The organism is Epilithonimonas sp. (assembly GCF_056329745.1).
This window is the reverse complement of sequence record NZ_JBWEYV010000004.1, coordinates 42,609-56,792: the sequence shown is the minus strand read 5'-3', so window position 1 is coordinate 56,792 and position 14,184 is coordinate 42,609. Positions and strand designations below refer to the sequence as shown.

The window sequence follows — 14,184 nt, the reverse complement described above, 5'->3', positions numbered from 1 at the left end:
AACAGAGATTATGAGCAGACCTTTGATATTGGTAACCAATGATGACGGGATTACGGCACCTGGGATTAGAAAACTGATCAATATTGTGAATGGAATCGGTGACGTTATAGTAGTTGCCCCTAACTCTCCACAAAGTGGTAAGGGACATGCCATTACCATTAATTCTACATTAAGCTACGAAGAACTCACTCTGGAAGGCCCTCAAAAAGACTTTTCTTGTTCCGGCACTCCGGTCGATTGTGTCAAGATGGCTTTGGACAAAATCCTTCCCCGAAGACCAGACTTGGTAGTATCAGGCATTAATCATGGTTCAAACTCCTCTATTAATGTTATTTACTCCGGTACCATGAGCGCTGCTGTAGAGGCTGGTGTAGAAGGCTTACAGTCGATTGGCTTTTCACTTTCTGACCTTAAATGGGATGCCGACTTTGACCAAGCAGAAGATTACATCCGGGAAATTATTCTAAAAACACTGGAAAACCCGATGCCAAAAGGTGTTGTACTGAATGTGAATATCCCTGATCTTAAAAAAGAGGACATTAAAGGGATCAAGGTTTGTAAACAAGCCGATGCCAAATGGGAAGAGAGTTTTGACGAAAGGGTTAACCCGCATGGCAGAAAATACTACTGGCTCACCGGCTACTTCAATAATATGGATGAATCCGAAGATGCAGACGAGACGGCTTTGGCAGAAGGCTTTATCAGCATTGTCCCTGTGAAATTTGACTTAACAGCTTATGAATATATGGCAGATCTTGATGCTATCTATAAGTAATAGCGGATGGAGTTTATAAGACAATACCTCAAGTCCCGGAATATCAATATCCCTGATGAAGACTGGTTGCCGTATGCAGAAAAAAATTTCCGAAAAGAATATCAAAAAAAAGACGTCATCCTAAAAACCGGTGAAACCGACAATTATCTTACTTTTGTAGAGCATGGTACAGCCAGGCTTTTCTTTGCGAAGGATAATAAAGACCTCACCATCAGGTTTGTATTTAGGCATCAGTATCTTACCGCCTTTGATTCCTTTACACAGCGGACGCCTTCTCGGTGCAATATAGAAGCCCTTACCGATATGGTAGTATGGCAAATTCACCATGATGACTTGCAGGAGATTTATAAACAATCATCGGTTGGCAATCTGGTTGGACGGCTGATGATAGAGCACTTGTATGTGGAAAAACTGAAACGTGAATTTTCTTTTCTAAGTGAAAGTGCAGAGGAAAGGTATCTTAAGCTCCTTAAGGAACAACCCGAACTTTTTCAGGCTGTACCGTTGAAATATATTGCCTCTTACATGGGCATTACACCACAGGCGCTCAGCCGCATCCGTAAAAGAATTTGTTAACCGCGGTTCATTTTATTTGATGTAATTAAGCCGTAGTTTTGCACCATCAATTGTGATTAAGAATCCAAATGAGGAAAAAAAATAAGCATTCAGTGGTATTTACCTTGAATGCTTTTTTATTTTTGCTGTAGCTAATTGATTCTTTTCTCTTTTCTTAATTAAAAGAATTATCGTAAGTCATTGATGAAAAGTCAAGTTTTACAATGGCCCTAGATTCTATGGGCTGATGATGGCAAGTCGCAGGCAGCCACTTACCAGTCACTTTTTGAGCAGCAGATTTAAGATCCCTCAGCAAAGCATCACTGTTCGCCACTTTAGGCCCTGCCTCAACCCCAATGACATTACCATTTTTGTCCATCGATAATTTGATAAAAAACATCCCGTTGATCACATAACTATTCCAGTTAACATTCTGCTGCAACTTTTCTTTAAGTTGCTTGATATACACATCTGTACCTCCGGGAAATCTCATGCTTTGGAAACTAGCACCATCACAATCGGATGGTTTTATCTGATAAACACCACGCAATTTATACGTAACAACGCTGGAACTGTTCTCAATAATTGGCAAATTATCCATGCTCTCCTCAACATCATTTTGAGCGAAAAGAAATCCACCGATAAGCAGACAAGACAATAAAAGGATAGTTTTCATAGAGCTCCAAAGTTATAAAACTTCTATCTGATTTTTCAATAAATCTTCAAACTCATCCCTTTTTCTTATCAGATGCGCTTTACCATCCAAGAACATCACTTCGGCAGGCTTCAAACGGGAATTGAAGTTGGAGCTCATCTCAAAACCATACGCACCGGCATTGCGGAACACTATCACGTCGCCTTCACGCACTTCATGGATTTTTCTGTCCCATGCAAAAGTGTCGGTTTCACAGATATTCCCCACAACGGTGTAGATTCTTTCCGGGCCTTTTGGATTAGAAAGATTTTCGATGATATGGTAAGAATCGTAGAACATTGGGCGGATCAGGTGGTTAAACCCGGAGTTAACCCCTACAAAAACAGTTGCTGTTGTATGTTTGATGACATTTGATTTCACAAGAAAATGCCCGCTTTTGCTTACCAAAAATTTCCCAGGCTCAAACCAAAGTTGGAATTTATTACCCGATTCTTCCTCGAATTTTTTGATGGCCGCGGTCACTTTTTTACCCAGAGATTTCACATCCGTTTCCAAGTCGCCTTCTTGATAAGGCACTTTGAAACCGCTTCCCATATCTAGGTATTTCAGGTTGGGAAAATTCTGTACAAGGTCAAACATAATATCAAGCCCCTGGATGAAAACATCAGGATCCTTGATCTCACTTCCGGTGTGCATGTGAAGGCCTTCCACATTCAGATTAGTCGATTTCATCACTCTTTCTATATGGCGAAGCTGATGAATGGAGATCCCAAATTTGGAATCGATGTGACCAGTACTGATTTTATAATTTCCCCCGGCAAAAATATGCGGATTGATCCTGACAAAAATCGGGTAAGAACCACCAAATTTATTCCCAAACTGCTCTAGGATAGAGATATTATCAATGTTGATATGAACTTTATAAGACATAGCTTCTTCTATCTCTGCCAAGTCCACACAATTGGGCGTGAAAAGAATTCTCTCGTTAGAAAATCCGGCTTTAAGACCTAGTTTCACCTCGTTAATAGACACACAATCCAACGATGCACCCAGTTTCTCAACATACTTCAGGATATTAATGTTGGTTAGCGCTTTGGCCGCGTAAAAAAACCGCGTATTCTTGGAGAAAGACGAGGTCAGTTTTTCATATTGCTCGCGGATGGAGTCAACGTCATACACATACACGGGTGTCCCGAATTCTTTTGCTATAGACAGCAGGTCCTGATTGGTCATAATCTTGGGTATTTAAAATAAAAAGGCAGATTCTTTATAAAAAAGAGTCTGCCGCAATAGGTATCTTTTGCACGCAACTCTTCTATACATTCCAAACCTTAGAGAACCTTACAGCTCCCTTTTTTCCGATTTTGCTTTGTTTAAAATATTGCATGTGCTTTGTTAAAATTTCTGGGCAAAATTAGAATTTATCTGCAAATCCTGCAATGTTTTGAAATGATTTTTATTTTTGCGGAAGCGGAGAGATCTCATACTCATTCTTCAGAAGTGACAGTTGCAGTTCATTTTGCAACTCTGTGCTGAAGCGGTGAACCGTCATCATGCGCTTTTTGATCTTCTCATAAGTCTGGATCTGATGAAACAATTCGTAGAAGCCAAAACCAACCAATTTCCCTTTTTCCAAAACCAAGAAAGACCTTTCGCCAAGAGTTCTGCCGGCCGCAGACCAAAGCTCATCCCTGTTTTTTAGGCTGATCTTTTGCGCAAGTTCTTCATAGGTCATGTCGTCTTGGCTTCTGATGTAGCTGATGGCTTTTAATCCTTGGGTAAAACTTTTGAACCTCAGCAGCGGCTTGTCTCCCTGCTCTTTTCTGATTTTTTCTACCAGCCATTTATTTTTCCGGTAAAACAACCCGAAAGGTAAACTCAGCCTCTTTTGGATGCCTTTGTTCTGCATCATCAGTTTTGCGGTGAGATCCGTGCCTGTCAGTTCGTAGGAAATTTTCTCGGTATCGTCCTGGATTTTTTTGTATTTGGTTTTATCAGAATCAAAGATTTTCTTAGCAGATTTGTACAAATCATCCACAACGTCGGAATAGATAATTTTACCTTCGCTGTTCTGAAAGTACATAATGCCGCGTTGGTTAGGCAAATCTTCTGTCAGCAGACGGATTTTGTTGATATATAATTTGGTGTGGTTTTCTTCCTGAAGCGTCTGTAGGATTTCATTATCCTTATCTTTGATAATCAATAGCTTAAGCAAATCCAATGTGGCACGCGCATCGCCGCTTGCGCGGTGTGCCTCGCTCAAAGGAATACCAATGGACTTACAAAGTTTACCCAACGAATAACTTTTCTCCTCGGGAATTAATTTCTTGGCTAACGGAATTGTATCTAAAGTATTGATTTTGAAATCATAACCAAGCCGTTTGAATGACTGGCGAAGCATGCGGTAATCAAAATCGATATTATGACCGACGAGGACAGAATCCTTGGTAATCTCTACCACGCGCTTGGCAATCTCATGGAATTTTGGAGCCGTGATGACCATTTTTTGGCTGATTCCCGTAAGCTTTTGCACAAAAGAAGTAATCTCCGCTTCCGGGTTTACGAGTGAAATAAACTGATCTACAATCTCGTGACCGTCAAACCGATAAATTGCAATTTCTATAATGCCTTCTTTACGGAATGGTGCGCCGTTACTTTCTATATCTATTACTGAGTACATCTACATTATTATTAGCCCAAATTTAGGACAAAACTATTACCTTCTACCTCCTTTCAGTCCAAACATCCCCATTACAAATTTGGCTCCTTCTCTGGCCAGGGTAGTCATAAAGGTTTTTCCGGCACGGCTTTCCATCACTTGCTCCAGCATCCCGGGCTGTACTTTGGGTTGTGATGCAGCACTGCCCTTTGGCGGCGTGGGAATCGTGGTCTGGGAATAATCTTCTATCCTTTTGGTAAGGATTTCGTAAGCACTTTCTCTATCAATTGTTTGATCATATTTTTTCACCAGTGCAGAGTTGCTTGTAAGTGTATCAATTTCTGCAGCAGTTAAAACATCCATTCGGCTTTCCGGCGATATTAGGTAAGTCTGCACCAGTGGTGTTGGGACACCTTTTTCGTCAAGAGCAGTTACAAAGGCTTCGCCAATCCCCAGATTTTGGATGAGTTCATTCGCTTTGTAGTATTCTGTTGTAGGATAGTTTTCTACCGCTTTGTCTATTTCTTTTCGGTCTTTGGCCGTAAACCCTCTCAAAGCATGCTGAATTTTGAGTCCTAGCTGGCTTAAGATATTTTCCGGGACATCACCGGGGATCTGCGTGATAAAATAAATACCAATCCCTTTGGAACGGATCAGTTTTACCATGGTTTCGATTTGAGACAGCAAAACTTTTGATGCCTCGTTAAAAATCAAATGGGCTTCATCAATAAACAAAACTAATTTCGGTCTTCCGGTGTCCCCTTCCTCCGGAAACGTCATGTAGATTTCCGCAAAAAGCGACAGCATAAAAGTAGAGAACAGATTAGGCTTGTTCTGAATATCATCAACACGGAAGATATTCACAACACCTTTACCATCTCGGGTTTGTAGTAAATCGTTCACTTCAAAACTTGGTTCGCCAAAGAAACTGCCTGCACCTTCCTGCTCCATGGCCACAATACTTCTCAAAATAGCACCCAACGATGCCGGGGCAATAGAGCCATAATTATCTGCCAAGTCTTTTTTCCCAATAGGATTATCGGTGACATATTGTAGCACTTTTTTAAGATCCTGAAGATCTACAAGCGGCAAAGCCTTATCATCACAGTATTTAAAAACTATGGACATGATGCTCTGTTGCGTGTCATTCAGCCCGAGGATTTTGCTCAGCAAGATGGGACCAAACTCCAAAACCGTTGCACGAAGTTTGACACCTTTGGCTCCGGAAATCGTCATCAGTTCTACCGGGAAACTCTGTGGAGAATAGGGCAACTGTGTTTTGGCGTAGCGTTCCTTGATAATATCATTTTCGGAACCCGCTTCTGCAATGCCGGACAAATCGCCCTTAACATCCATCACAAGAGTTGGGATGCCCGCGTGGGACAATTGTTCTACAAAAACCTGAAGCGTTTTGGTTTTTCCGGTTCCAGTAGCGCCGGCTATCAGGCCGTGCCTGTTAACTGTTTTGAAAGGAATAGAAACATTCACTTCCGGTACCACTTCGCCATCCAGCATGGCTTTTCCCAGAATTATATGGTCTCCTTTGGGGTTGTATTTTGAGTTAAGATCGGTTATAAATTTTTCTTTATCTGACATCGAATGCTTTTTTTAACGCTTAAATTTAAAAATAATTTTTTGGAATTGTGTCAAAACTTTTTGGCAGGTACAGGTTGTTAGGTGCGCTTTTACGATGGATTGCAAACCTGACTGCATTATCCATCAAAATTTGATGACAACTTTTCCAACAGATTTACGGCTTTCCAGAATAGCATGAGCTTCTTTTACATTATCCACATCAAATCCATCCAAAGTTTGTTTTAGCGTACTTTTTATAATCCCGTCGTCTAATAGTTGAGAAATATGGTTAAGAATATCATGCTGTCTTTGCATGTCTTCCGTTTGAAACATTGACCTTGTAAACATTAATTCCCAGTGAAAACTTACCGCCTTATTTTTCAACTGAATCAGATTAACATTTTCTGTAGGGTCACTAATAGATCCTATTTTCCCCTGAGGTTTTATTAATTCTACAAAAGCCTCCCAATACTGGTTTACATTTACCAAATCAATGATATAATCCACGTTTTCAAAACCAACTTGTCCCACATTATCAATGAGGTTATTATGATTCACTACAAAATCGGCGCCCATCTCTAGGCACCAATTTATCGTAACATCTCGTGATGCAGTTGTAATAACGGTCATATTCAGTAGCTTTTTAGCTAATTGAATTGCTACAGAGCCAACACCTCCCGCACCTCCTATAATTAATATAGATTTGCCCTTGTCCTTTTCGAAAGAAAGCTCTAGCCGATCGATTAATAACTCATAAGCTGTTAATGATGTAAGTGGCATGGCTGCTATTTCTTCAGAAGTTATTTTTTTTGGAGCCAATCCCACAATTCGTTCGTCAACCAACTGATATTGTTGGTTGCTCCCATCTCTAGTAATATCACCTGCATAAAAAACGCGATCACCTTTTTTAAATAATTGAGCCTGTTCTCCCACTGCTTCTACAATGCCTACCGCATCCCAACCGATAATTTTGGGAATTTCTTGAGTCTTGTCTTTTAAGCTGTCTTGTCGAACCTTATAATCAACTGGGTTTACTGAAATTGCATCAATTTTAATCAATAAATCCCTATTTTTTGGTTGCGGTATTTCCTTATCAAATTCTATAAAACTGTTTTGATCACTAATAGGAAGTGAAGTCCGAAAACCAATTGCTTTCATTTTTTTTAAGTTTTAGATTAAATATATATTTTTAACATAACCAGAATGTGCATGTCAATAATCTAGTAGCAATTTTACAAATTAATTCATTAAAGCTTAAGTCTAAAAATCATTTTTTGAAATCAGTTCAAAACTTTTTGACAGCCGGCGTATTTGTTTTACAAACCAATAATTTCTAAATATTTTCAGCAAAAGTATCCTTTGCTTTTTTTGAATCTTTATCGGGAAATAATATTTTATCTTTGTACAGAATATATTGTATGCGCGTTTACAACACCAAGAATTTTCTGAAAATCCTAGTCAGCCTTCACAAGTCTGACACGCTCAAAATCCTGTTCCCTTCGATCCTGCTTGTAGGTTTGTATTCCTATGGCGTGTATTATCTAGAGGTAGAATATCTGCACTTGACATCCAAATCATCCGTCAGCAACATCGGGATGATCCACTCCCTTCTTGGGTTTGTATTATCACTTTTACTGGTTTTCAGAACCAATACAGCCTATGACCGCTGGTGGGAAGGCCGAAAACTCTGGGGAAAACTGGTGAATGACAGCCGCAATTTTATCATCAAAATCAACAGTATCCTCCCGGAAAACGATACCAAGAACCGAAATCAAATTGCAAAATACGTCCGGTTTTTTCCTTACTTTTTATCCAACCATTTATCCAAAGAATCTACACGCCTGGTGCTGGACGAAAGTTTTACTGATTTGCAAAAAGAACTGAAACATCATCCACCGGCTGAACTGGTATTTTTGCTGACCAAGAAACTGTATCAACTCAAAAAAGAGAACAAAATATCGGATACAGAAATGTTGTTTCTGGACACACAGCTATCCGGCTTTCTGGATGTCTGCGGTGGTTGCGAGAGAATCAAAAATACCCCAATCCCTTATTCCTATTCATCGTTTATCAAAAAGTTCATCGTGTTTTATGTATTGGCGTTGCCGGTGGCCAATGTGGTTAACTTGGGAATCTTTATGGCTCCAATTACTATGTTTGTCTATTATGTATTGATGAGCCTGGAACTGATTGCGGAAGAGATAGAGGATCCTTTTAATAATGACGAGAATGATATCCCGATGGAATCGATCTCACAAAATATAGAACGAAGTATCAATTTAATTTCAAATAAGGCCTGATGACCAAAAAACTGAAGCTGGAAGAACTGGGAAGAATAGATGTTGAAACCTTCAAAAAAACAAGCAAAATCCCATTGGTAGTAGTGCTGGATAATGTAAGGAGCATGCATAATGTAGGCGCTGTTTTCCGTACGGCAGATGCTTTTCTTGTGGAGAAAATTGTACTCTGTGGCATTACGCCGCAACCGCCCCATCGCGAGATTCACAAAGCGGCATTGGGCGCTACAGAAAGCGTTGACTGGATTTACGAAAATGACATCAATAAAGCCATTGATGACCTGAGAAAGGACAATTTTAAGATCATTGGGATAGAGCAAACTTCTGATAGCCAGCTGATTTCTGATTTTGACATTAACCAAGAAAAAAAATACGCCATAATCCTAGGTAATGAGGTAGACGGCATCTCGGATGAGGCATTGCCTAATATTGATACCTTTTTGGAAATACCACAGTTGGGAACCAAACATTCTCTCAATGTAAGTGTCTGTGGCGGGATCGTGATTTGGGAGTTTGCCAAAAATATGGGCCTGAAAAAATAAAAACTGCAAACACAAAAAGTGCCGCAGTTTGAAATAAATCTAATAAAAAGTAAAAATGAAAGGCGACAAAGATATATTTTTTAACTAATACAACGCAATAGATTGGTTGTAAAAATTTAAAAAAAGTCATAAATCATTTATCGCAAAGGATTTTTTGTACATTAGCATCATGTTTATCAGAGATTACATATCCAAGGATTATCCGGCTTTCAATTCCCGGGACTCGATAGAAGAGTCATCGGAGGTTGCAAAAGAATTTGGATATTCTCATGTTTTCATCATCAAAAAAGGTATTTTCCAGGGTTGTTTGAGCCAACCGTTTTTGGAAGACAGCCCCGAAGGAACTCTGGAAAGCCTTAGCATGCACTATGAGCGGTTTGCCATTATAGAAGACAGCAGCATCCTAGACAGTATAAAGCTTTTCCATACCTTTAATGCCAATGTGATCCCAGTCATCTCCAAAGAAGAAAAATACCTGGGATACATCTCCTGCGACGATATTTTTAACGAGTTTTCAAAATATCCACTGTTTTCGGAAAATGGTGCGATACTCACGGTTCAAACCAGCGGCACACATTATTCTATGACGGAGATTTCGCAGATTGTGGAAAGTAATAATGCCAAGATCTATGGGATGTTTATCAATTCTATCAAAGAAGATGCGATAGAAATTACGCTCAAAATAAGCAACGAAAACCTAAGTTCTATCGACGAAACCTTTGAGCGCTACGGCTATACAGTGGTCAGCAAACATTATGATGACGAGAAAGATGAACTGATGAAAGACCGTTTTGGTTTTTTCCAAAAATTTCTGGAGATCTAAGATATGAAGGCAGCGATCTATTCTCAAAAAAAAGACCTGGATACATTCCTGTATCTCAACAAGTTTATTTCTGAGCTGGCACTTAGAGATGTGGATGTTGTCCTGCATGCAGCAATGGCCGAGCGCCTTAAGTTTGCTAAGGAATTCGATACTTTTTCCGGGAAAGAAGAACTTAGAGAAAAAGAAGTGAGCATCGTTTTCAGCTTTGGTGGCGACGGGACAATCCTGAATGCGCTCACGTTTATCCAAGATCTGGAGATTCCTATTATCGGGGTGAATACGGGCAGGTTGGGCTTTCTTGCCAATTTTAGGAAAGATGAGATTTTTGGGGAATTGGATTCCATCATTTCCGGCACTAATTATAATATCAGTAAACGATCTGTTATCCAAATCACCACCAATAATGATGCAGCCATCGATTTTCCTTTTGCCCTGAACGACGTCAGTCTTTCCAGAAAAGAAACCACATCTATGATTACGGTGGAGTCTTATATTAATGATGATTTCCTAAATGTTTTCTGGGGAGACGGCTTGATTATTTCCACACCTACAGGCTCTACGGCTTACTCTTTGAGTTGTGGCGGACCCATTATATCACCCAGCAACGATAACTTTGTCATTACGCCAATTGCGCCACACAACCTTAATGTAAGGCCGTTGATCGTTAAAGATGACTCCAAAATTAAACTTACCGTCAAAAGCCGGGTAGAAGAATTTACACTGGCACTAGACTCTAGGCTGTACCACATGCAGGTGGGAAACGAGATTGTGATAGAAAAAGCAAGTTTCTCACTCTTCCTTATCAAACCAAAGAATTTTAGTTTCTACGAGACCATCCGCGAAAAACTCCTTTGGGGAAATGACAAACGGAATTAATTATTGCTATATGATCCTTAACAGCCACTATCAACATAGAAAATATAATTATTAATAATTTAGTAACTTTACAATCCAAAAAAATAAAAAATCATCAACATGAGCAGAAAATTTCCGGCCGGAGTTGCCACTGGTTCCCAAGTCACAGAGATATTTGAATATGCCAAGGAGAAGCAATTTGCACTTCCTGCTGCCAATGTAGTAGGATCCAGCAATATCAATGCAACTTTGGAAACTGCTGCAAAACTTAATGCACCAGTTATTATCCAGTTTTCTAATGGTGGCGCTGCGTTTAATGCAGGAAAAGGCCTTAGCAATGATGGTCAAAAAGCATCTATCTTGGGTGCTGTTGCCGGCGCAAAACATATCCACACATTGGCAGAAGCTTACGGTGCTACTGTTATATTGCATACAGACCACTGTGCAAAAAAACTATTGCCTTGGGTAGACGGACTTTTGGATGCCAGCGAAGCTCATTATAAGCTAACAGGTAAGCCGCTTTTCTCTTCTCACATGTTGGATCTTTCTGAAGAGCCTTTGGAAGAAAACCTTGAAATATCTTCCAAATATTTTGAAAGAATGGCTAAGATGGACATGACTCTGGAAGTAGAAATTGGTGTTACAGGAGGTGAGGAAGACGGTGTAGACAACTCCAGCGTAGATAACTCCCTATTATACACACAGCCAGAAGATGTGGCATTGACTTATGAAACTCTTAAAGCGGTTTCTCCTAACTTTACAATTGCTGCGGCATTCGGGAATGTGCATGGCGTTTATAAACCAGGTAACGTACAGCTTACACCAAAAATCCTTGACAATTCTCAAAAATATGTTCAGGAAAAATTTGGAACTGCTGACAAGCCGGTTAACTTCGTTTTCCATGGTGGATCTGGTTCTACTTTGCTTGAAATCAGAGAAGCTATCGGTTATGGTGTAGTGAAAATGAACATCGATACCGATTTGCAATTTGGTTATACAGAAGGTATAAGAGATTATATGAATGAAAAGATCGATTACCTAAGACATCAGATTGGTAACCCTACCGGAGCTGATGCGCCAAACAAAAAATTCTACGACCCAAGAGTTTGGTTGAGAAAAGGCGAAGAAACGTATATCAAACGATTGACACAGGCTTTTGAAGACCTGAACAATATTAATACACTTTAATTTATAAATGATAATTGATGATTTATAAATGATACCCAATCATTTGTTCATCAATTATCATTTATCATTTATCAATAACAGATTATGGCATTTGATTGGTTTAAAAGGAAAACCCAAAATATCACAACTTCTACAGAAGACAAAAAGGATGTTCCCAAAGGTCTCTGGCATAAGACACCTACCGGCAAAATTATTGAAGCAGAAGAACTCCGCGCCAACAATTTTGTATCGCCGGAGGATGGTTTCCATGTCAGGATTGGCAGCCGCGAGTATTTTGACATGCTCTTTGATGATCATAAATTTACGGAATTAGACGCCAATGTAGAAAGCATCGATATCCTGAAATTTAAGGATACTAAATCCTACACAGACCGTCTAAAGGAAGTGAAGGCAAAAACCAAACTCACCGACTCAATCCGAAACGCTACCGGAAAAATTGACGGTGTAGATATGGTAGTTTCTTGTATGGATTTTGCATTTATTGGAGGATCATTAGGATCTGTGATGGGTGAAAAAATCAAAAGAGCAATAGATTATGCTATCAAAAATAAGTTACCTTATATGATTATCTGCCAGTCCGGAGGTGCCAGGATGCAGGAAGCAGCTTACTCGCTCATGCAGCTGGCTAAGGTGCAAGCCAAGCTGGTACAGCTTTCTGATGCAGGTTTGCCATACATCGCCTACCTTACAGATCCTACTTTTGGTGGCATTACGGCATCTTTTGCCATGACGGCCGATGTAATTATTGCCGAGCCTGGCGCGCTTATAGGATTTGCGGGACCTAGGGTGATCCGCGAAACAATCGGTAAAGATTTGCCGGAAGGTTTCCAAACTTCAGAATTTTTACAGGAAAAAGGCTTCGTCGATTTTATTGTAAAAAGAACAGACATCAAAAAATCAATTGGCAGGATTGTAAAATTATTGGTACACGAATATCACTAATTTTATTAAAAAAAAAGTTACTCTCTCAAATCTGAGAGAGTTTTTTTATGAGATTTATAGGCATATTTTTTCGGACGCTGCGAACACTCACTTTCACAAAATTGGTGAGAGTGCTGTCTATTGGCATACTTCATCCATTGTTTGCTACACTGTACACTTACGCCAGCTTTAAAGCATTTGCAAAAGCCCGCGAATTATATCCAAAAAGTAATTCCAATAACGGAAGAGGCAACGCTTTCCGCCATGCTTATTGGTGTTGCCTGATTATGATGTACTTCTGCAAAGTATCGTCCCCTGAAAAATCCTTGAAATGGTGCCAAAAACTCACCAAAATGCATGAGGAACTATTCCCGAACGAACCTCTTGAAACCAAGATGGACCTCCATAACAATAAGGTGGGCATGGATTATTTCATGAGTCTTTTGCCAGGAGTCCACAGGCAGTTTTTCGAGAGTAGTTTTTTTATTAAAGAATTACAGAAAAAGACAGAAGAAGCGGTTCTAATAACTTCATTAGATCAAAAAACCAACAGTGATATTTTGATGTATTTAGAATAAGCCTTTTTGTAAAAATTGCCATTCAGGAGATAAAAACGACCATTCAGGAGAATAAAATTTTGTTCAGATAAGCACTGTAATATCTTTGGCTTATAAACCAATTAAAACTTGCTATATGAAAAAATTATTGTTTCCCCTAATCTTCTCATTTGTAGGAATAGTCACATTTGCACAAAATTCCTATGAAAAAGTAATGACCGAAAAAATTGCTAAAGTAGAAGACCAAAAAACACCTGAAGATTTTACAGCCCTCGCCAATGACTTCGACAGAATCGGGACCAAAGAAAACTCACAATGGCTCCCTTACTATTATGCAGCCCTAGCCAATATCCGCAAAGGAAGACTTCTGATGCGGAGCGGCAAAACAACAGAATTAGACCCTGTGGCAGCGGATGCAGAGCGTTACATTGCAAAAGCAGAAGCTCTGAGCCCCAATAATGCAGAACTTTTTATCCTGAAAAAAATGACCAGCGGCCTACGTATGATGGTAGATCCTATGTCCCGTTACATGCAGGAGTCGCCAATTGCGCAGCAGGCTTTGGAAAAAGCCCAGGAATTAGACCCAAGCAATCCACGAATCACCATATTGCAGGCAGAAGATGCTTACTATACGCCCGAACAGTTTGGTGGTAGCAAAACAAAAGGACTAGAGCTGTTTAAAAAAGCTATAGACCAGTTCAATAATTATAAACCTAAAACGACCTTGGATCCTAATTGGGGAAAAGCAGAAGCGCAATATTTCCTCAGTCAGAAATAGAATA

General features: G+C 39.7%; 15 protein-coding genes. 10 read left to right on the top strand and 5 right to left on the bottom strand.

Translation table 11 applies throughout. The features are described 5' to 3' along the window. Positions 1 to 10 precede the first annotated feature (10 nt). Both surE and AC00Y6_RS04460 read left to right on the top strand, forming a co-directional pair. Entirely contained in the window at positions 11 to 775 is a 765-nt protein-coding gene (gene surE / locus AC00Y6_RS04465; RefSeq protein WP_474489418.1) for a 5'/3'-nucleotidase SurE, read from the top strand. A gap of 6 nt (positions 776 to 781) precedes the next feature. Further along, a complete protein-coding gene (locus AC00Y6_RS04460; protein WP_474489417.1) occupies positions 782 to 1,351 on the top strand; it encodes a Crp/Fnr family transcriptional regulator in 570 nt (189 codons plus the stop codon). Between the two features lie 154 nt (positions 1,352 to 1,505). Here AC00Y6_RS04460 and AC00Y6_RS04455 read toward each other — a convergent pair whose 3' ends face one another. The 5 genes from AC00Y6_RS04455 to AC00Y6_RS04435 all read right to left on the bottom strand — a co-directional run bounded on the left by AC00Y6_RS04455 (position 1,506) and on the right by AC00Y6_RS04435 (position 7,377). After that, positions 1,506 to 2,006: a hypothetical protein gene (locus AC00Y6_RS04455; protein WP_474489416.1), complete on the bottom strand. Its 501-nt coding sequence runs from the start codon at positions 2,004 to 2,006 to the stop codon at positions 1,506 to 1,508. Positions 2,007 to 2,018: 12 nt separating this feature from the next. After that, positions 2,019 to 3,218, bottom strand: coding sequence for a diaminopimelate decarboxylase (gene lysA, locus AC00Y6_RS04450; protein WP_474489415.1), 1,200 nt, complete (start codon positions 3,216 to 3,218; stop codon positions 2,019 to 2,021). A 223-nt stretch (positions 3,219 to 3,441) separates the two neighbouring features. Further along, positions 3,442 to 4,665 carry a 3'-5' exonuclease gene (locus AC00Y6_RS04445; RefSeq protein ID WP_474489414.1) on the bottom strand — a complete coding sequence of 408 codons (1,224 nt, stop codon included), beginning with the start codon at positions 4,663 to 4,665 and terminating at the stop codon, positions 3,442 to 3,444. A gap of 36 nt (positions 4,666 to 4,701) precedes the next feature. Further along, positions 4,702 to 6,240 (bottom strand): helicase HerA-like domain-containing protein, encoded by a 1,539-nt coding sequence (locus tag AC00Y6_RS04440; protein WP_474489413.1) that lies wholly within the window; start codon positions 6,238 to 6,240, stop codon positions 4,702 to 4,704. Positions 6,241 to 6,363: 123 nt separating this feature from the next. Beyond that, positions 6,364 to 7,377, bottom strand: coding sequence for a zinc-binding alcohol dehydrogenase family protein (locus tag AC00Y6_RS04435; protein ID WP_474489412.1), 1,014 nt, complete (start codon positions 7,375 to 7,377; stop codon positions 6,364 to 6,366). A 260-nt stretch (positions 7,378 to 7,637) separates the two neighbouring features. On the opposite strand from AC00Y6_RS04435, the gene AC00Y6_RS04430 reads away from it, so the two are divergent. From AC00Y6_RS04430 to AC00Y6_RS04395, 8 genes are all read left to right on the top strand, one after another. Next, a complete protein-coding gene (locus AC00Y6_RS04430) occupies positions 7,638 to 8,519 on the top strand; it encodes a bestrophin family protein (protein ID WP_474489411.1) in 882 nt (293 codons plus the stop codon). Next, positions 8,519 to 9,058 carry an RNA methyltransferase gene (locus AC00Y6_RS04425; protein WP_474489410.1) on the top strand — a complete coding sequence of 180 codons (540 nt, stop codon included), beginning with the start codon at positions 8,519 to 8,521 and terminating at the stop codon, positions 9,056 to 9,058. Before AC00Y6_RS04430 ends, AC00Y6_RS04425 begins: the two co-directional genes overlap by 1 nt. A gap of 169 nt (positions 9,059 to 9,227) precedes the next feature. Next, a complete protein-coding gene (locus AC00Y6_RS04420; protein WP_474489409.1) occupies positions 9,228 to 9,881 on the top strand; it encodes a CBS domain-containing protein in 654 nt (217 codons plus the stop codon). A 3-nt stretch (positions 9,882 to 9,884) separates the two neighbouring features. Next, positions 9,885 to 10,757, top strand: coding sequence for an NAD kinase (locus tag AC00Y6_RS04415; RefSeq protein ID WP_474489408.1), 873 nt, complete (start codon positions 9,885 to 9,887; stop codon positions 10,755 to 10,757). A gap of 99 nt (positions 10,758 to 10,856) precedes the next feature. Next, the gene (gene fbaA, locus AC00Y6_RS04410) at positions 10,857 to 11,924 is read left to right on the top strand and encodes a class II fructose-bisphosphate aldolase (RefSeq protein WP_474489407.1); all 1,068 of its coding nucleotides are present in this window, start codon (positions 10,857 to 10,859) and stop codon (positions 11,922 to 11,924) included. Positions 11,925 to 12,008: 84 nt separating this feature from the next. Further along, on the top strand, positions 12,009 to 12,866 hold the full coding sequence (gene accD, locus AC00Y6_RS04405) for an acetyl-CoA carboxylase, carboxyltransferase subunit beta (RefSeq protein WP_474489406.1): 858 nt from the start codon (positions 12,009 to 12,011) through the stop codon (positions 12,864 to 12,866). Positions 12,867 to 12,913: 47 nt separating this feature from the next. Then, a complete protein-coding gene (locus tag AC00Y6_RS04400) occupies positions 12,914 to 13,423 on the top strand; it encodes a DUF6973 domain-containing protein (protein WP_474489405.1) in 510 nt (169 codons plus the stop codon). Between the two features lie 115 nt (positions 13,424 to 13,538). Continuing rightward, complete coding sequence (locus tag AC00Y6_RS04395) at positions 13,539 to 14,180, top strand: tetratricopeptide repeat protein (protein WP_474489404.1); 642 nt, start codon at positions 13,539 to 13,541, stop codon at positions 14,178 to 14,180. Positions 14,181 to 14,184 lie beyond the last annotated feature (4 nt).

Excerpts from the sequence above, each read along its gene's own strand:
- surE (WP_474489418.1), top strand. The coding sequence starts at position 11 with ATGAGCAGACCTTTGATATTGGTAACCAATGATGACGGGATTACGGCA.
- AC00Y6_RS04460 (WP_474489417.1), top strand. The coding sequence starts at position 782 with ATGGAGTTTATAAGACAATACCTCAAGTCCCGGAATATCAATATCCCT.
- AC00Y6_RS04455 (WP_474489416.1), bottom strand. The coding sequence starts at position 2,006 with ATGAAAACTATCCTTTTATTGTCTTGTCTGCTTATCGGTGGATTTCTT.
- lysA (WP_474489415.1), bottom strand. The coding sequence starts at position 3,218 with ATGACCAATCAGGACCTGCTGTCTATAGCAAAAGAATTCGGGACACCC.
- AC00Y6_RS04445 (WP_474489414.1), bottom strand. The coding sequence starts at position 4,665 with ATGTACTCAGTAATAGATATAGAAAGTAACGGCGCACCATTCCGTAAA.
- AC00Y6_RS04440 (WP_474489413.1), bottom strand. The coding sequence starts at position 6,240 with ATGTCAGATAAAGAAAAATTTATAACCGATCTTAACTCAAAATACAAC.
- AC00Y6_RS04435 (WP_474489412.1), bottom strand. The coding sequence starts at position 7,377 with ATGAAAGCAATTGGTTTTCGGACTTCACTTCCTATTAGTGATCAAAAC.
- AC00Y6_RS04430 (WP_474489411.1), top strand. The coding sequence starts at position 7,638 with ATGCGCGTTTACAACACCAAGAATTTTCTGAAAATCCTAGTCAGCCTT.
- AC00Y6_RS04425 (WP_474489410.1), top strand. The coding sequence starts at position 8,519 with ATGACCAAAAAACTGAAGCTGGAAGAACTGGGAAGAATAGATGTTGAA.
- AC00Y6_RS04420 (WP_474489409.1), top strand. The coding sequence starts at position 9,228 with ATGTTTATCAGAGATTACATATCCAAGGATTATCCGGCTTTCAATTCC.
- AC00Y6_RS04415 (WP_474489408.1), top strand. The coding sequence starts at position 9,885 with ATGAAGGCAGCGATCTATTCTCAAAAAAAAGACCTGGATACATTCCTG.
- fbaA (WP_474489407.1), top strand. The coding sequence starts at position 10,857 with ATGAGCAGAAAATTTCCGGCCGGAGTTGCCACTGGTTCCCAAGTCACA.
- accD (WP_474489406.1), top strand. The coding sequence starts at position 12,009 with ATGGCATTTGATTGGTTTAAAAGGAAAACCCAAAATATCACAACTTCT.
- AC00Y6_RS04400 (WP_474489405.1), top strand. The coding sequence starts at position 12,914 with ATGAGATTTATAGGCATATTTTTTCGGACGCTGCGAACACTCACTTTC.
- AC00Y6_RS04395 (WP_474489404.1), top strand. The coding sequence starts at position 13,539 with ATGAAAAAATTATTGTTTCCCCTAATCTTCTCATTTGTAGGAATAGTC.